This window comes from Bacillus sp. BML-BC051, assembly GCF_019656175.1.
GTDB classification, from domain to species: domain Bacteria; phylum Bacillota; class Bacilli; order Bacillales; family Bacillaceae_G; genus Bacillus_A; species Bacillus_A mobilis.
In genome coordinates, this window is the sequence record NZ_BPLI01000011.1 from 70,918 (window position 1) to 87,669 (window position 16,752).

Genomic DNA, 16,752 nt, shown 5'->3' on the forward strand with positions numbered 1-16,752 from the left:
AAGACAGTGTACCTTCGTTATTTTGTTTCGCTCACATTATACTTACTGTTTACTATTCTTCTCACTAAATCCCCTATCTCCCTACAACACATTTTCTGGCGAAATTATATGTTGCTTTTTTAAAATCTTCCCTTGCGTATTATCTAATACCCTACGAATCACAGGATTATAAATTCGATTAATATGTTTATATTCCTTTTGACTAACAGGACAAATATAAACATCTCCTTGTTTTATAATTGCTAATTCTTCATCACCACCATTCTGGTATAGTTTCTTATAAAATATTGTGTATAGTTCTTTTATTTCTTCTTGTCCTAAGCAAAATATTTCATTAGGGAACTTCTTTTCCCATTGAACCTGTACTAATTCAAAAAATGTTTCTTCGTCTATCTTAGCGACTTCCTCTTTTCCAATAACCTCCTCATCTTTAGCTACTATTAATTCCTCATCATTTTCATGATGCATTTTCAATTCTTCATATAAAAAATTACAGTCTCCCACCAATTGCTCATACGCTTGATTCATCCATTCGTTTTGTTTCTTTACCTCCTGCAATTCATCTGATAGCACCTCTATAAATTCATATAAAAATTCAATCACATCGTTATGAACTCCAAATTCTGCTGATGAAGAATTAAGTATCCCCTCCTTATCTATCGAGCCTACATCACATTCATTTTCCATTAATACTTTTACTTGCTGCTTCACTTTTTCCATGTCTTCCACTAAGCCGTGATATCCCTCCAGTATCCCCCTCAAACCTGGTCGTTTTTTATCAGCAAACGCAAATATATCTTCTTTTCTAATTGCCCATCCCTCCTTACGATTATCAGATGCTATTGCTGGAATTTCTCCATTACGCAACCAACTCGTAAATGTTTTATAACTGACATAAATATAATGCTCCTCCAAAAACGCCATTGCTTCTTCAACATTGAGCCAATTTTTCATGTTACACCTCATTCCTCTAGTTACTTTATGAATGTAATAAGAAAGATATAACTATACAAACGTAATAAGAAAAATAGAAAATAAGACTTCATCCTCTTGAGAACAAGGTCTTATTAATGTAATCCATATATTGAAACCCCTCGTAATTTCTTCTATTCATTGTAATAAATTTTATTCATAGTCTGTTTTTTTGACTTACATCATACACTGCCCTAAAGAAACATTTGTTTTATCAAACATAAGTAAGGAAATTTTTCTTTGTTACAACATCTTGGGCAAACAATTCGTACATTACGCAAACACAAACATATTACATTGAACAAATTCGCCGCAAAGCTAAATGTTTCACCAGGATATCTCAGTAATTTAGAAACAGCAAAAACCGATACCATCACATTAGATTTACTGCAGAAATTGCAAGAAGAGTTGAATCTGTTTCCTGCTCTCACCCAGGAAACAGATTCACAACATCATGAACTTGATTTTCGTTTACAACGATTACGCCAAGTGTTACAACAAGTTCATAACACAACCCCAGAATTAGCAAATTACTTTATTGCCCATGTCGAGAAAGGTTTAGAATTATACCCTTCTTCCTAAGGCTATTCTGTTCTTATTTTGAACAGTTTGTCTATCCACTATTCATTTCTATGAATAAATTTCATTAATATGAATAAAACCACACAAAAAGGGAAACTATATTTATATAGCTTCCCTTTTTCATATGTATAGGAGGAAAAACAATGGATTCTCTTTCACTTACAGAATGTGTTCAAAAATTAGGAGTAACAAGCTCCGACGTCATTATTAGATTTTTAGAAGATCAAAAACGAAATGGATTCATTTATTACAGAGAGGATTTAAATACTATCCCAAAAGATACGCAATTTGATTTATACTTCTCGGAAACAAAAGGGTTCATTAAAAATAATCATGCTTTTCCAATCCCACGCGATTTATATCACTCTTTAGAAATCGACCACTGGTCTTTTAGATGGTTAAGCTTCTTTTATCACTTGTATTATCATGAGGCTTCACCATTACCTTTTGAATGGAAAGATTGGAATTCTTATGTTGGTGAGAAATTTGTTTGGGTCTATAAATCAATTCAAAAATAACGTTCAATCACAACTTATGGAAAAGAAAAATCTCCTAATTTTTAATTAGAAGATTTTTCTCCTTGCTGTGTTTCAAAGAATTCTTGCAAAGCTTTCAAGAACGCCTCTTCTACTTTTTGTCCTCCAAAAGTTTCTTTTCCAATTTTAAGTGGAGATGTTTTTCGAACCACACAACATCACCTCACTCAAATATATGCGAATTGATTTTAAGGACAACCCTATTTCTTTTAAAAGAATCAAAGTTTTAAATATTACCTAGTTTAGATAGAAACACTTTTTTAATCATAGAATATCACTCATACCACTATCTTTCCTGAATAACAAACACAGCTTATTTATCATTCTAATTCAATTCATAATTCAATATTTTGCATGAGTATTAGTATTTTGTTACCTGTATAATAATCATTTGAACTTAAATTAATCTCAAACCCTATTTTACCAATAAAAAAATGATTCCAAAACAACGGTGTAATACATGAAAAAAGATGATATATTACTTTCATAAAATAAAAATAGCTAAGAAAGGAATGTTCAGGTTGAACTGGTTTAAGTTAGCAGACGGGGATTTCAAATTATTACCTTCATTTCTAAATGTACAATTTAAGGATGACCAAGGGGATATTTCTATATGTGATTGGATTGAAACACTTTATCAAGCAAAGCAATGTAATTACTTTTATTTAAATAGCTCAAAGTTTCATTGAATTGTATTATAATATCTCTAGAAGTTCATTATTTATTAGAGGAGATGGAAATGTGGGGAGACAAGGGGTAGAACCATCAACTGGATTCAAAGAGAAGAGCCCAAAAAAACACAAGAATACAGTTCAAGAATTTTCAGAAATTTATAATGTAGAAACGGATTTTTTCATTCCCTTACAGAAATGTAGAGAAAATTTATTGAGATTAAACGAAATCAAGCAATACATAGAGGATAATGGGTTTCTAGAAAAAGTATGGTGGGAAAATCACTTTCTAAAAATCAATGGCTTAAATACAAGGTTTCAAAGTTTAGAAAGGGAAATGGGTTTTAAAAATCAGCCATCTGGAGTTATTAACCAGCAAGAAATATATGGTCAATATGTAACTGAACATGAAATAGAAGATATCTATAGGGCTATTCATGAATATCTATCTTTAAATGCTGATATTGAGGAAAGAACAACAAAAATATTCGAAAGAATAAACGAACAATACTTAGAGGAAATATCTATTTATCAAAGTAGACTTAAAATGATGGCTTCACCTACTGCATCTGTTACATCCGAACTCGTAAAATTCAGTGCATTCTTCATTTCTTTTAAATCCAAAAATATCGAAAGAATAAGTATAGAATCTGATAAGTATGTCACTTATCAACTGAAATCTAAAGAAAACACCTCAAAATTAGATGTAATAGAAGAATTTAAAATACAAGATCGAACATATAACATTAAAGTACTATATGAACAGATGCTTCATTACGAAGCAAGTTTGTACAAATTAATAGAATGTATAACAGATGTAGAGCAAAAAGAAAAAGTATCTAAATTAAATAAACGATTATTGGTATTAACTTGGGTTTCAGTAGCCTTTGTAATAACACAGACTTTTATAGGTGTAATCAGTACATATATAAGTTTTAAAGGTCTTAAATAAAATAAAAATAACCCCACTATAGGGATTTACTACTGTTATTGATTACAAATATAGTAACGAATTCCTTAATTGTAAGCAAAATAAAAATACCTAAAACAAACACTCACGAAATGCTTGTTTTAGGTATTTTTTCCTTTAATCAAGTGTAAGCTATTACCCCGACACATGACGACCTTTCGGAAGGGTCTTTCATCTGCTAACAATATACCATTGTTTCCACATAAGGTCAATAGTTATATCTACGAATTAAAGTACCGAGAATCAACAAAATTTCTCCTAACTCTTGCGATTCTTTGTATAATTTTTTTTCTCGTCTTGCTCTTTGAAACAAATTAATCAATTCCTTCTTACGCTCTTCGCGTGCTCTAGACCCTTTTACATAATTATCATGTAGATAAAGCAACGTACAAAGATCGTGTGTTTTAACATTCGTTAAATAAGTATTTACAAGTCGCTTGGGAATTCTCGCATCAAAAAGATATTGCTTTAATTTTTGTTTTGGGTAAGGACGTCCAGTAAACTGTAATGGTTCAATAATATTTAGAAGTACAGGCCTACTATGCGCTGCAGAATCACGGATATTTTTGGAGAAATGCATAAAATCACTTGCATTTTTTAGCTCTTTATATCCAAACTTTTTTCTTTCCACATAAAATTTAATAAAGCTTGCTACCTGACCATAGGACATCAACTCTATTAAAACCCATATAGAAGGCTGATTATTATGTTTCTCATATAAATCTCTATGGTATCCTTGTGGATTTTCAGAACCCTTTAAAATATTTACTGAAGAATGAACATAGTTATCCTTACGCTGTTTTTTTTGCTCAGAAGTCAATTTGGAATCATTAATACTGTTATATTGATAATCATTATATTCTTCAACGATCATATATCCATCTTCATCACTAGCTGTAATGAGATTCATCAATTTAGTTTTTATAGCATGTTCGATATCCAATGATAATTTTAATAATAAATACCTTAAATGCATATCTATAACGGCTAAATCTTTGAGATTAGCAAAATCCAAATTTCGGTATTTATTCTCAGTATTTTTTAAAAAATTCTTCCTATAAGCTGTAATCTTATAATAATATGAGTTTTCAGCTAAATGAGTTTTAGCTTCAAGTTCACTTGTATGATCAAAAGTTATTCCTTTAAACTTCAAATAGGAGATTTGTTCCTCTACTGTTAGTTTTTCCTTATTTCGAGCTTTTTTAATCAAATTATACTGAGGATGTTGCTCATATTGGCTAAGTTTACTTTGTTCTTGCTCTAATTCTTTTTTCAAAGTCTTTAAACCTTCTAAGCCTTCTAATTTAATGCTGTTCATAGGATATTTCTCCCGTCCAAAAAGTTCATTTCTAGTGAAATTATTACATTTAGTATTCTATCTATCCATACATATATAATAATTCACAAACATCCATTTATCACTTTAGAAAATGTCTTTCTTTATTATAATCTAATAGACATTTTAGTAAAAGCCCTATATAACAACCTATTCCATCGATATTGACAAGGCATAAAACCCACATCTTATATATCCAAACTTCCGCACCATTAACCATATATTATATAATTAATTATAGTTAACTAAAGAAAGAGGAGAGAAGACAAAATGCGAAATGCCTATATTATTAATACCAATCTTACCCATAACCAAAATTGCGAACAACAAATGCTTCAACAAGAAAAATGTGCAGCATACTATTCACCTTGGAAGCACTACATTAGCCTTATTCGCCCAAATGACTTAGTTTTTTTATACAGCAATGGAAAAGGAATTATCGCAAGAGGTGTTGCTACAGGTATAGTAGAAACAGCAGATTATGAAAACAATACTGAAGAAGAACACTATATGAAATTAAGTTCATTTGTACAATTAGATACTCCAATGGAAGCTGCTGTGATTACACAAACTTTACGAGAAGTGGATTCTGAGTTTTCAATTAAATTCAACCAAACTATGATTGCACTACCTGATTTATTCGCATCACACCTTTGGCGTAGGATTACAAAAGAATACATAAATCCCTCTAGACCACAGACACACTCTCTATAATTATTCAAAAGGGAATCTCCTAATTAATCAGGAGGTTCTCTTTTGAGTAATTTAAAATGAAATACTTTGTAAATATCGGAAACTTTTTTCCATTTCATTTATATATTCTATTTTTAACTAAACATTACCCTTTCGTTTCCCAAGTTGACTTTGGGCATGAAAAATGTATGCATAAGGTGAATTAGTTAAATTCGTTCTTGCCTCCGATCTTGACTTTATATATTGATAACTAACTACTAATAAGCCTGCTGCTAACACACTATATGGTTGAGAATTATTGCTTGATAATAAAGCCCCTATCGATGTCCATAAAAGTGGATTTTTCACTTCAAGTAAGGACTTCATACTTTCTAACCTAAAGCTAATGCGATTTTCATTTAAAAGCCTCTGTATTTTAAGTAATTCCAGTTCCATTTCTCCTTTAAAATCTGTTAAAAGAAAATGACATTCATCTGGATTCTCACACTGACTTAAGTCCTGTATCCTCTTAGATAATGTTTGTCTAAAAGCTAGCAACTCTTCTCTTCTTTCTTTTTTAAATGAAAGAATCTCTTCAAAAGATGCTTCACTTGACGGTACAGGGAGACAGTTCAGTAATCTAATTTGCCCAGCAACTAGTCCAACATGACTATCTTGTGTAGAATAAATTAAAGTTTCATTTATTATTTTATCTGTTGTAGGTATGTACCCATGATATCTGCCCATATACTTTGCTAATATACCCATATAGCTGTCAGCAACCCTTTTAGGAACTTTATACCAATCTCCGCTTTCAATTTGTATTTGGTGCGTTTGTAGCAATTCTTTCATAGCATATGATACTTTTGTCTCATGAATATCAATATCTCGATGGTGTTTTGATTTTTTCATAATCTCTTTATACTCATTAGAATTAAAGTGGTCTGCAACTTCTTTTTCAAATTCTTCATCCCAAAGATGTGACTCAGGACTTAACATCTTAAACTCTTCATAATCCTTCAATAGTTCAAAATCATAATTTACGTTTCTTTGAAGCTCATAAGGAACAATTGAAGCTATCTCATCTGAATAAAGTAGAACTCTTTTTAACCATTGTGTATTTGGAAGGGACATTGTTGGATAATACAAATATTTAGCATGCATATTATATCACTCCTTTTATTTCGATAATTCCGTATATTATATACAATACATTTTTTTCTGTTTCCAGTACATGTATTTTTGCAAACCCTACACATCACATTTGAGATGTGGTTGCGTACTGTTTTTTCACTGATAAAAAGTTCACCTGCAATTTCCTTCGTTGTTTTATCTTGAACCAGTAATTCAAATACTTCTCTCTCTCTCTTTGTGAGTAACGGTTTAGATTGATACGCTTTTTCCTTCAACTGGTATAACCCTCCTTGCTTAAGCCAGAGCCGTGTGTGTGTAAGTTGGGTGTTTATTTAGTCAAGATATTGTATGAACGAAATGTGCGGGTGGTGAATGAAAATGGGCTTTATTTCACATGTTATTTTAGACTTTTATACAGTGCAGACACTCTTTGTATCCACTCACTTTTCAGTACGCCATATTTGTTCTAGTAATATGCTGACAACTGTACCTACGAACAAACCATTTCCGAATATATATTGCATCACAGACGGCAGTGATTGGAGTGCTCCAGACGGTAAAAACATAACACCGCTTCCAAATAATACAGCAACTCCTAAAATCGTTACATTCCTTTCGCTCATTGGCACTTGTTTTATATTATGAAATCCAATTCCAATTAGCTGTACGAACGAAGCCATTAAAACTGTAGATGCGACAGCGGATGGCAACGATGCTAAGTAACGAATAATACTTGGAAACAGCGACATTACGACTAGTAACATACATGCTAGTAAGAACGATTGTATATACTTTTGTTTCGTTAAACGTATAAACCCTGCCGTCGCTGGTAATGGCACGACACCTACAGTTGAAAATACAGAAGAAATGATATGCGAGATCCCTCCAACCCATGTACCATCCTTCAACTGTTTCTGTTCAATAGTCCCTTTTTGAATGGTAGCTTGATTAATCGCTATAATAGCTGCCACTGTATTAGAAACTAAAATACATACCATAACGAAACTTGATACAGCCATACCTGTATTCCATTTCGGAAGTCCCCAAGCAAATATTTGTGGAAGTTGCACAAAATGAGTTACTTGAGATGGAATCGTCACTTTTCCTGCAATTAGAAAAAGAATCCACCCACTAATTAATCCTATTAAAACCGCATAACTTTTGACAAAACCTTTTCCGAAGTTAGATAGTATAATAACGAAAAGAAATATACTAAACGCAATTATCGCTGTAAATCCATCGATTTGAGAAACGGTAGCAGTAATTCCTAGCATTCCTTTTAGAAATACACCACTTAATTGTAAACATAATAAAAGTAAAAACGTCCCTGTCACAAGCGGCGTAAATAAAAATAAAATACGTCCGATAAAACCAGTGATTCCTAATCCTATTAAAACAACACCGGAAATTATCATTCCTAATTCTAAAATTTGCAACGTACTATGTAATTGATCTTGCCCGACAGTTGCGTAGGCAAGTACAGTAAATACCCCAACCCAGGATCCAGCTGGTCCATCCGCAATTGGTAGTCTATGTCCAAGCCAACCTTGTAAAAAAGAAGATATACCAACTACAAAGAATGTACGCTGCATTAAATAAAATATTTCTTCCGTCGTAAGATGAAATAATCCGCCAACGACAATTGGTAATGCGATTGAATTCGCTAATAAAAATATAAACCATTGCAAAGTTCCCATAATATGATTTTGGTTATGTTGATTGTCCAACTTTTTCATCCTTCCTAGCTAACCTATAAGAAATATATTGTAAGCATAAAAAAGAAGAGTTCTACACTCACAATTAGAACCCTCCTCAAAACATTCAAACGATTCTTTTACACAAGATTATTTAATTCCACCTCATTCAAACTACCAACAACAATATTTCCTTTATGTACAACGAAACGCTTCTCTGTTTGACGCGCTACTGCTTCAGCGACGCATATTGCATTTGTCAAAACAAAACTCGCTTCATCTCCTACATTCGGCCATACTCGCTTCCCCTCATTGTTTAACGTTTCTTTTCCTCCCGTAATAAAGCGAAGGGCTTTTCCTAAAGACCTTTCATCACTCCACCCAAAACGTTCTGCCAATCGATTTGCCTTTTGCAGCATATCACCTGTTCCAAACGGTGACCAATGATCAGTAATACTATCATTTCCTAACGAAACTTTCACACCTTTTTTATCTAATAACGGAATCGGGATTACTTGTTTCCCAATTGGCACGGTTGAAGTAATATCAATGTTTAAAGCAGCTAGTCTTTCCGCCACTTCTTCAGCTTCTTTATCCGTAACACCACCAAGTCCAAGCGCATGACTAATTGTTACGCGACCTTGCCATCCCGCTTCGTCTGTTAGACTTGCCAATCTCTTCATCGTAAACGTTCCAAGATTATTCGCATCATGCAGATGAATATCAACATCCGCATTAAATTCTACTGCGATATCCATAATGGTATGTAATGATTTTTCAATATCATTATCCACTGTAGCTGGATCTACTCCACCGACTAGATTCGCCCCCATACGCATCGCATCTTTCACAAGTTGCACAGAATTACTGCGCAATAATCCATGTTGCGGAAAAGCAACAATTCTACCAGAAACCTGATTTTTATATGTTTCCAACGCCGCTAACGTCGCCTCCAAATTACCAAGTCCAATTACCGGATCAACATTACAATGCGTTCTTATATTCGTTGCACCATTTCGAAGCAATAACGCTAACATATTTTCCGCCCTATCTTGAGCAGTTGCTAATTGCTTCGGCAAAATTTTTTCTTCTTCATTAAAACGCGTGAAAATATTCTCTGCTGGCATACATGCCTTCCAAGGGCCACTATAATAGGTTTTATCAATGTGAATATGCATCTCTTCGAAAGCAGGCAAAATTAATAAACGATTAGCATCAAGAATTAGTACCCCTTCCTCTTGAACAGCCCCTGCTATTATTTTTTTAATTCGTCCATCTTCAATGAGTAAACTACATAACTCTGTTTCTGTTTGGGAAATTCTCCCCTCTTCATATGTATATCCCGATTCAAGCATTACATTAGTCAACCAATATACCATCATCTCTATTCCCCCACCCTTTATTAAAAGTTACCTCATACCTCTTACTATAATTTTAATATCAACTGAAAATTAAGACAATTAATACGACTGTTCCCTAAAAAAAATGTAATACAACCGCATAGTCTTCTCATAAATTTCCATATAGAATAGAAGTATATAGCTTGCTAAAAAAGGAGTGGATTGGAAGATGTCAAAAAGGTTATGTAAATCCGAAACTGATAAAATGCTATTTGGTATATGCGGTGGTTTAGGGGAATATTTTGATATTAGCTCTACCCTCATTCGCATACTTTGGGTCATTGCTGTTTTATGTTTTGGGACTGGTTTTTTAGTTTATTTCATTTGTTTATTACTTATGCCACGTTCGTACTAGTGGCATCCTGCATATACTTAATCAAAATATGAAAAATCACCTATAGAATTCTATAGGTGATTTTTTTATGAAGAATATTTCATCGTTAAATGCAATACTGCAACTTCATCTTCTTCATTTCTATAACTATGTTTCTTATTCGCTTCAAATTGAATAGAGTCAAACTCATTTAATTCGTATACATCGCTTTCTACTTGAATCGATACTTTCCCTTTCATTACTGTTACAAGCTCAATAGCACCTTCATGATGAGCTTCCGGCTCATATATACTATTCGATCTTAAACAAGCACGGTGCATTTCCATCCCCGTTTCTTTCGTATAACGGAACATCGTTTCTAAATGCCATGCTTGTCCTGCATCTACTGCAAATCCTTCTCCGCAGCGCGCAACAGCTACAGGTTCTCCAACAACCATCAATCTCGATAAAGGAATCGATAACCCCTTCGTTATTTTCCAAATGACAGCTAACGTCGGATTCGTTTCTCCTCTCTCAATCTTTCCTAATGTTAATTTACTAACTCCTGTTTTTTGGGCTAATTCTTCTAAACTTAATTTTTGTTCATTTCGAATTTGTCTTAATAGCTGACCTACTTGCTGAATGACTTCTTTCGTTTGCATATCTTCATGTTCTTTCATCTATAAAACCACCTTAAAGTATAAAATAGTTTACTTTTATCTTTTTAAAGTATATTATACTATACATAATCATCAAATTCCGAAAGGAGTGCAATACTTTATGCGCGCAATTTTATTAGGCCTTTTATCATCAGCCTTTTTTTCCGCAACCTTTATTATTAATCGAGCGATGAATGTATCTGGAACGAGCTGGGCCTGGACAGCTTCCTTCCGTTTTTTATTTGCTCTCCCTATTTTATTCCTTATCGTTTTATTTCGCAAAAACTTAAGAGGCTTATGGGAAGAATTAAAGAAACATCCATTAGCGTGGATCGGATGGGGTTCTGTTGCTGGTATTGGTTTCTATTCTTTATTAAGTTTTGCAGCTGTCTTTTCTCCAGCTTGGCTCGTTGCTGGAACTTGGCAAGTTACGATATTAGCAGGGTTACTTTTATCCCCATTATTCTTCATTAAAATAGAAACGAAATCAGGCACAAAACTTGTACGTGGAAAAATTCCACTTCGCAGTTTATATGTTGCATTATTTATTTTACTTGGTGTAATTTGTATGCAAGCAACTGCAGCAGGTCATATTACAATGACTCAGTTTATTTCAGGATTTTTACCTGTCGTAGTAGCAGCCTTCTTATATCCATTCGGCAACCGAAAAATGATGGAACTTGTTGGCGGGCGTCTCGATACGTTTCAACGCGTATTAGGAATGGCAATCGGAAGTCTTCCTATAACAATTTTACTTGGTATATACGGATTTTCTACTACTGGTATTCCAACATCAAGTCAAATGTTGCAAGGCTTTTTGTTAGCATTATGTTCTGGCGTAATTGCAACGATGACATTTTTCTTTGCTACTGACTTAGCAAAAGATAACCTCGCTCTACTTGGAGCTGTTGAAGCAACACAAGCTGGAACGATGGTCTTTACCGTACTTGGCGAAATTGTTTTCTTAAATGGTTCATTCCCTGGTGGTCTTTCCCTAATTGGAATGATTATTATTATGTTAGGAATGGTTGCAAATAGCATTTTAAACCGCTCTGTTCCAGTCGTTAAACAGAAAAAAACAGCATAAAAAAGAGTATGGTTCTATAACAAAGAACCATACTCTTTTTTATTGTCCCCCTATTTCGCCTTATCAGAATAGTATTTCATTAGCTGTTTATACTAAAACCTATGTTATAATACGTTTCATGTGCAATATTAGGAGGTAAATTATGTTAAAAAAAGCAATCGCTGAATTTATTGGTACATTTGTACTTGTATTATTCGGAACTGGAGTAGCTGTCATTGGCGGCGGAATTGAAGGAATTGGAACATTAGGAATCGCTATGGCTTTCGGTCTATCTATTGTGGCTATGGCATATAGCATCGGAACAATTTCTGGATGTCACATTAACCCAGCAGTATCAGTAGCTATGTTCATCAACAAAAGAATGAACACTATGGAACTTTGTTATTATGTATTAGCTCAAATTTTAGGTGGTTTATTAGGAACTGCAACTTTAGTAACGATTTTACGCTCTGCTAAAACACCTTTAGATAATTTAGGACAAAATGGTTTTGGAACTCTTGGTTTATCTGGAGCATTTCTAGTTGAATTTATTTTAACTTTCGTATTCGTATTAGTTATCGTTGCTGTAACAGGTAAAAAAGGAAGTTCTTCTCTAGCAGGATTAGTAATTGGTTTCACATTAGTTTTAGTTCACTTATTAGGAATTCCGTTAACTGGAACTTCTGTTAACCCAGCTCGTAGTATCGCACCAGCTTTATTCGCTGGCGGAGAAGCACTTTCTCAACTATGGGTATTCATCGTTGCACCAATTCTTGGTGGTATCGTAGCAGCTATTGTTGGTAAATTTATTTTAAATACTGAAAAATAGAATTTTCAATATTTCTGAATAAAAAAAGGCGAGCCCTCATTATGAGGTTGCTCGCTTTTTTACTCTTTCATTTTAGACTTTAAGTTTGTAACTAATTGATCTACCGTTACATTTGCAAGTACGTTTTCCATCGCTTCTTGCGCTTGCATTAAAATAATTTCTAATACTGATTGAATATTAGCTCCTACTGGACATTCAATGTTGGGATTTTCATGGAAGGAAAATAGCTGTCCTTCTTCTACAACTTCCACTGCTTTATATACATCAAGTAATGTAATTTCTTCTAAATCACGAGCAAGTGTCGTACCACCTTTACCAGCTTGTACATCAACAAGTCCTGCTCTCTTCAACATTCCTGTAATGCGACGAATCACAACTGGATTTGTATTCACACTACCAGCAATCCATTCAGAGGTACAGCGAGAGTTTCGATCTATCGCAAGTAACGTTAACATATGAACACCTACTGTAAAACGACTACTAATCCCCATCTGCACACCCTCCTTTGTATTCATTCTATTAAAAGACGACTCTTATTATTATATACTATTTTTAATTTATACATAAAGAAAAAGCATGATTCCAATAAGAAATCATACTTTTCTCTCATTATTGACGCTTTATAAACTTCGCTAAATCTTTAAATTTCACTTTATCTGAGTAATTCATTACACCGTTTACGTAAATGCGGCTTGTAACAGCACTTAATATGCCGATTGTCGTTAAAAGAACTAGCAGTGTTATCGTAATTTCTAACATACCCGTCTCACCAGCTACAAAGCGTGAGAATGTGACCATCGGGGTAAAGAATGGAACATAAGAACTTACAACAACAATCGTACTATTTGGATCACCTAGCGATTTAAGACTTATAAAAAATGCTGCCATTATTAAAATCGACACCGGTACCATTACACCTTGTAAATCCTCAGTCTTAGAAACAACCGCACCAGCCGCTGCATACATCATCGCATAGAGGAAATATCCTGTAACAAAATAAATGAGGAACATACCGATAACTTGTGCATCTAACTTTGTAAAATCAATTGGCAATCCAAATAAGGAACCATTTTCTAAATCTACCCATCCTAGTAACCAAGGAACTAGGTAACCACATGCCAATATGACAAGTTGTAATAACGCCGTTGAAACAACCGCTAAAATTTTCGCATACATCATCGTAAGCGGTTTTACTTTCGGAATCATGACCTCCATAACGCGAGAAGCTTTTTCAGAAGCAATATTCATCGCAATTGTGCTTCCGAACATGACAATAAACATATACAAAGCAAATGTAAAGAAATAGGCAATTCCGAAAGAAGCAGAACGATCTTTAATCGCTTCTTGTTTCACTGAGATTTCAGTTTGCAATTGTTGTGCAATTTCCGGTGAAACATTATGTGTAGCAATTGTTACCGCCGTATATTGCGCCTTTAAATAACTAGCCATAATTGTAGAAGTTGTTTCACTAGGGAACCCATTAAACATATACGTAACTTCTGGAACTCCATTCTTTTCAGTTACACGGAATAAACCGTCTAGCTCGCCTTCTTCTACTTGTTTATGTAGTTTATTAAAATCTTCTTTTAGACCAATTGTTAATTTAGCTGATGGTAGTAACTTATTTAACTCTTCTTTTTGTATTTTATATGTAGAACTCTCTACTACAACTGCAATTTTATCTTTATCCTTATTTTTATCATTACTTGAAGTAAAATGATTAAATGCAAAAATCCCAAACACAATTAAAAACAAAATCGCACTCGTAATTAATGATCTTTTAGATAAAAATGATTCCCTAAAATAAAATGAAAATACGTGAGAAAATTTACGCATCGTTATTTCGCCCTCTCTACAAAGATTTCGTTTAACGTCGGCTCTAACATTTTAAATTGTCGTAAGGTAACACCTTGTTCTTGCAACTGTTGCAAAATCTTTAGAGCTTCTGCATCATCTTGTACTTGCACATAAAGAAGGCCTTGTTGTTTTTCATATGATACATGTATAGCTTCTAATCCCTTCTCATTCTCTTCTGTATCTTCAATCGTTAAATTACGGAAACCATATTCTTTTTTAATATCACTTAACTGGCCTTTTACGACTGCTTCGCCTTTTTTCAAAATACATACATGTTGGCAAAAAGCCTCTACTTGTTCCATACGATGACTAGATAAAATAATGGTCTTTCCGCTCTGTACTTGTTCTTCAATAATGCTAGCTAACATTCCAGCATTAACTGGGTCTAGTCCGCTAAACGGTTCATCTAAAATGAGAAGTTCAGGATTATGAAGAAGAGCAGCAATTAATTGGATTTTTTGCTGGTTCCCTTTTGAAAGCTCTCCTGCCGTTTTAAATTTATATTCCGGTATTGCCAATCGATCTAACCAGTGATCAATAGCAAGATCTACTTCTTTTTTCGTCATTCCTTCTAATCTACCAAAATATCGCAACTGGTCTATTACTCTACTTTTTGTATATAAACCTCTCTCTTCTGGTAAATATCCAATTGTTACCCCACTAGTCCCAAATGATTTTCCATCCCATGTAATAGATCCTTCATTAGGCGTTAATAATCCGAGAAGCATTTTGATTGTCGTTGTTTTCCCTGCACCATTTCGCCCAAGTAATCCTAGCACTTCACCTTTAGGTAACGAAATTTGCAAGCCGTTAACTGCTTTTGATTCCCCAAATAGTTTCGTTAAGTTTTGAATTTGTAAACTCAAAGTATAAAGCCTCCCCTTTAATATCATTCATACTCTCTTTCAAAGACTATGTTTATATAGGATAAAATATAGTACTACGCTTCATCCTTTTAATATGTAGCACCACCTTAATCCATCATTTGTTCTATTTAGTTAAAATTGTAAATAATATCATGTTATTTGTCAATTATAATTGTCATTTCGACAATAAAAATTGTCAAAATGATTCCCAACATTTTTCTCATCTTTCTAATATAGGACATACTACTATATATACAAAAGACAATATGCAAATGTTCATACAAAAAATATTATTTTTCGATATATAATATTAACTGATTTTCTAACATCGAGGAGGATACATATGAAGATGAAGAGGGGCATTACCACTTTATTATCTGTAGCAGTTCTATCTACATCGCTTGTAGCATGTTCAGGAACACAAGAGAAAACTGTGGCGAAAGAAGAGAAGGCAAAATTAACAGACCAGCAATTAATGGCTGATTTATGGTATCAAACAGCTGGTGAGACGAAAGCACTTTACTACCAAGGATACAATATCGGTCAATTAAAGCTCGATGCAATTCTTGCAAAAGGGACAGAGAAAAAACCTGCTATCGTACTGGATTTAGATGAAACGGTTTTAGATAACAGTCCTCATCAAGCAATGAGTGTAAAGACAGGAAAAGGCTATCCTTACAAATGGGATGACTGGATTAATAAGGCTGAAGCTGAAGCCCTTCCAGGCGCAATTGATTTCTTAAAATATACCGAATCTAAAGGTGTAGATATTTACTACATCTCAAATCGTAAAACGAACCAACTAGATGCAACAATTAAAAATCTTGAGCGTGTAGGTGCTCCTCAAGCAACGAAAGAACATATATTACTACAAGATCCGAAAGAAAAAGGAAAAGAAAAACGCCGTGAACTCGTTTCGCAAACACATGATATCGTCTTATTCTTCGGCGATAACTTATCTGATTTCACTGGTTTTGATGGAAAGTCTGTAAACGATCGCAATCAAGCAGTCGCAGATTCAAAAGCACAATTTGGTGAGAAATTTATTATTTTCCCGAATCCGATGTATGGTGATTGGGAAGGCGCTTTATATGATTATGATTTCAAAAAATCAGATGCAGAAAAAGATAAAATCCGTCGCGACCACTTAAAATCATTTGATGCAAAATAAAGAGGATGGCATTCGCCATCCTCT

Annotated in this window: 18 protein-coding genes and 1 pseudogene; 8 read left to right on the forward strand and 11 right to left on the reverse strand. The window is 33.8% G+C overall.

Features of this window, described 5'->3' with window-relative positions; genetic code table 11:
• Nucleotides 1-81 precede the first annotated feature (81 nt).
• Entirely contained in the window at nucleotides 82-954 is an 873-nt protein-coding gene (locus K5S59_RS04565) for a helix-turn-helix domain-containing protein (protein ID WP_088028294.1), read from the reverse strand.
• Between the two features lie 258 nt (nucleotides 955-1,212).
• Between K5S59_RS04565 and K5S59_RS04570 the strand changes: the two genes are divergently transcribed.
• Nucleotides 1,213-1,554: a helix-turn-helix domain-containing protein gene (locus K5S59_RS04570; RefSeq protein ID WP_088028295.1), complete on the forward strand. Its 342-nt coding sequence runs from the start codon at nucleotides 1,213-1,215 to the stop codon at nucleotides 1,552-1,554.
• A gap of 143 nt (nucleotides 1,555-1,697) precedes the next feature.
• A complete protein-coding gene (locus K5S59_RS04575; RefSeq protein ID WP_088028297.1) occupies nucleotides 1,698-2,072 on the forward strand; it encodes a hypothetical protein in 375 nt (124 codons plus the stop codon).
• Nucleotides 2,073-2,113: 41 nt separating this feature from the next.
• Here the strand turns inward: K5S59_RS04575 and K5S59_RS30090 are convergent, their stop codons facing one another.
• Nucleotides 2,114-2,242, reverse strand: a complete 129-nt coding sequence (locus K5S59_RS30090; RefSeq protein ID WP_258958341.1) for a hypothetical protein — start codon at nucleotides 2,240-2,242, stop codon at nucleotides 2,114-2,116.
• A gap of 589 nt (nucleotides 2,243-2,831) precedes the next feature.
• Here K5S59_RS30090 and K5S59_RS04580 point away from each other — a divergent pair.
• Nucleotides 2,832-3,713: a hypothetical protein gene (locus K5S59_RS04580; RefSeq protein ID WP_088028301.1), complete on the forward strand. Its 882-nt coding sequence runs from the start codon at nucleotides 2,832-2,834 to the stop codon at nucleotides 3,711-3,713.
• A gap of 226 nt (nucleotides 3,714-3,939) precedes the next feature.
• Here the strand turns inward: K5S59_RS04580 and K5S59_RS04585 are convergent, their stop codons facing one another.
• Entirely contained in the window at nucleotides 3,940-5,049 is a 1,110-nt protein-coding gene (locus K5S59_RS04585; RefSeq protein WP_088028302.1) for an Abi family protein, read from the reverse strand.
• Between the two features lie 288 nt (nucleotides 5,050-5,337).
• On the opposite strand from K5S59_RS04585, the gene K5S59_RS04590 reads away from it, so the two are divergent.
• The gene (locus K5S59_RS04590; RefSeq protein ID WP_088028304.1) at nucleotides 5,338-5,781 is read left to right on the forward strand and encodes a hypothetical protein; all 444 of its coding nucleotides are present in this window, start codon (nucleotides 5,338-5,340) and stop codon (nucleotides 5,779-5,781) included.
• A 117-nt stretch (nucleotides 5,782-5,898) separates the two neighbouring features.
• Here the strand turns inward: K5S59_RS04590 and K5S59_RS04595 are convergent, their stop codons facing one another.
• The 4 genes and pseudogenes from K5S59_RS04595 to K5S59_RS04610 form a co-directional block, all read right to left on the reverse strand.
• Nucleotides 5,899-6,903 carry a DUF6236 family protein gene (locus K5S59_RS04595; protein WP_088028306.1) on the reverse strand — a complete coding sequence of 335 codons (1,005 nt, stop codon included), beginning with the start codon at nucleotides 6,901-6,903 and terminating at the stop codon, nucleotides 5,899-5,901.
• Nucleotides 6,904-6,995: 92 nt separating this feature from the next.
• A pseudogene (gene gerE / locus K5S59_RS04600) lies at nucleotides 6,996-7,148 on the reverse strand (spore germination transcription factor GerE); the annotation flags it as partial.
• A 165-nt stretch (nucleotides 7,149-7,313) separates the two neighbouring features.
• A complete protein-coding gene (locus K5S59_RS04605; protein WP_120450900.1) occupies nucleotides 7,314-8,609 on the reverse strand; it encodes a purine/pyrimidine permease in 1,296 nt (431 codons plus the stop codon).
• A 98-nt stretch (nucleotides 8,610-8,707) separates the two neighbouring features.
• Complete coding sequence (locus K5S59_RS04610; RefSeq protein WP_000989914.1) at nucleotides 8,708-9,949, reverse strand: amidohydrolase family protein; 1,242 nt, start codon at nucleotides 9,947-9,949, stop codon at nucleotides 8,708-8,710.
• A gap of 187 nt (nucleotides 9,950-10,136) precedes the next feature.
• Between K5S59_RS04610 and K5S59_RS04615 the strand changes: the two genes are divergently transcribed.
• The gene (locus K5S59_RS04615; protein WP_000044337.1) at nucleotides 10,137-10,322 is read left to right on the forward strand and encodes a PspC domain-containing protein; all 186 of its coding nucleotides are present in this window, start codon (nucleotides 10,137-10,139) and stop codon (nucleotides 10,320-10,322) included.
• A gap of 65 nt (nucleotides 10,323-10,387) precedes the next feature.
• Here the strand turns inward: K5S59_RS04615 and K5S59_RS04620 are convergent, their stop codons facing one another.
• Entirely contained in the window at nucleotides 10,388-10,960 is a 573-nt protein-coding gene (locus K5S59_RS04620; protein WP_000658045.1) for a helix-turn-helix domain-containing protein, read from the reverse strand.
• Nucleotides 10,961-11,060: 100 nt separating this feature from the next.
• Between K5S59_RS04620 and K5S59_RS04625 the strand changes: the two genes are divergently transcribed.
• Together K5S59_RS04625 and K5S59_RS04630 are read left to right on the forward strand one after the other, a co-directional pair.
• On the forward strand, nucleotides 11,061-12,026 hold the full coding sequence (locus K5S59_RS04625) for a DMT family transporter (RefSeq protein ID WP_001201657.1): 966 nt from the start codon (nucleotides 11,061-11,063) through the stop codon (nucleotides 12,024-12,026).
• Nucleotides 12,027-12,168: 142 nt separating this feature from the next.
• Nucleotides 12,169-12,834, forward strand: a complete 666-nt coding sequence (locus tag K5S59_RS04630; protein ID WP_212981902.1) for an MIP/aquaporin family protein — start codon at nucleotides 12,169-12,171, stop codon at nucleotides 12,832-12,834.
• A 59-nt stretch (nucleotides 12,835-12,893) separates the two neighbouring features.
• Here K5S59_RS04630 and K5S59_RS04635 read toward each other — a convergent pair whose 3' ends face one another.
• From K5S59_RS04635 to K5S59_RS04645, 3 genes are all read right to left on the reverse strand, one after another.
• Nucleotides 12,894-13,325 carry an Rrf2 family transcriptional regulator gene (locus K5S59_RS04635; protein ID WP_000512998.1) on the reverse strand — a complete coding sequence of 144 codons (432 nt, stop codon included), beginning with the start codon at nucleotides 13,323-13,325 and terminating at the stop codon, nucleotides 12,894-12,896.
• A gap of 118 nt (nucleotides 13,326-13,443) precedes the next feature.
• A complete protein-coding gene (locus K5S59_RS04640; RefSeq protein ID WP_001225008.1) occupies nucleotides 13,444-14,670 on the reverse strand; it encodes an ABC transporter permease in 1,227 nt (408 codons plus the stop codon).
• Nucleotides 14,671-14,672: 2 nt separating this feature from the next.
• The gene (locus K5S59_RS04645) at nucleotides 14,673-15,557 is read right to left on the reverse strand and encodes an ABC transporter ATP-binding protein (protein ID WP_000058104.1); all 885 of its coding nucleotides are present in this window, start codon (nucleotides 15,555-15,557) and stop codon (nucleotides 14,673-14,675) included.
• A 343-nt stretch (nucleotides 15,558-15,900) separates the two neighbouring features.
• Between K5S59_RS04645 and K5S59_RS04650 the strand changes: the two genes are divergently transcribed.
• Nucleotides 15,901-16,728, forward strand: coding sequence for a 5'-nucleotidase, lipoprotein e(P4) family (locus K5S59_RS04650; RefSeq protein WP_000782775.1), 828 nt, complete (start codon nucleotides 15,901-15,903; stop codon nucleotides 16,726-16,728).
• Nucleotides 16,729-16,752: the final 24 nt, after the last annotated feature.

Coding starts and splice junctions, on each gene's coding strand:
- K5S59_RS04610 (WP_000989914.1), bottom strand. CDS start 9,949: ATGATGGTATATTGGTTGACTAATGTAATGCTTGAATCGGGATATACA.
- K5S59_RS04650 (WP_000782775.1), top strand. CDS start 15,901: ATGAAGATGAAGAGGGGCATTACCACTTTATTATCTGTAGCAGTTCTA.
- K5S59_RS04595 (WP_088028306.1), bottom strand. CDS start 6,903: ATGCATGCTAAATATTTGTATTATCCAACAATGTCCCTTCCAAATACA.
- K5S59_RS04620 (WP_000658045.1), bottom strand. CDS start 10,960: ATGAAAGAACATGAAGATATGCAAACGAAAGAAGTCATTCAGCAAGTA.
- K5S59_RS04605 (WP_120450900.1), bottom strand. CDS start 8,609: ATGAAAAAGTTGGACAATCAACATAACCAAAATCATATTATGGGAACT.
- K5S59_RS04575 (WP_088028297.1), top strand. CDS start 1,698: ATGGATTCTCTTTCACTTACAGAATGTGTTCAAAAATTAGGAGTAACA.
- K5S59_RS04565 (WP_088028294.1), bottom strand. CDS start 954: ATGAAAAATTGGCTCAATGTTGAAGAAGCAATGGCGTTTTTGGAGGAG.
- K5S59_RS04590 (WP_088028304.1), top strand. CDS start 5,338: ATGCGAAATGCCTATATTATTAATACCAATCTTACCCATAACCAAAAT.
- K5S59_RS04630 (WP_212981902.1), top strand. CDS start 12,169: ATGTTAAAAAAAGCAATCGCTGAATTTATTGGTACATTTGTACTTGTA.
- K5S59_RS04635 (WP_000512998.1), bottom strand. CDS start 13,325: ATGGGGATTAGTAGTCGTTTTACAGTAGGTGTTCATATGTTAACGTTA.
- K5S59_RS04625 (WP_001201657.1), top strand. CDS start 11,061: ATGCGCGCAATTTTATTAGGCCTTTTATCATCAGCCTTTTTTTCCGCA.
- K5S59_RS04615 (WP_000044337.1), top strand. CDS start 10,137: ATGTCAAAAAGGTTATGTAAATCCGAAACTGATAAAATGCTATTTGGT.
- K5S59_RS04585 (WP_088028302.1), bottom strand. CDS start 5,049: ATGAACAGCATTAAATTAGAAGGCTTAGAAGGTTTAAAGACTTTGAAA.
- K5S59_RS04640 (WP_001225008.1), bottom strand. CDS start 14,670: ATGCGTAAATTTTCTCACGTATTTTCATTTTATTTTAGGGAATCATTT.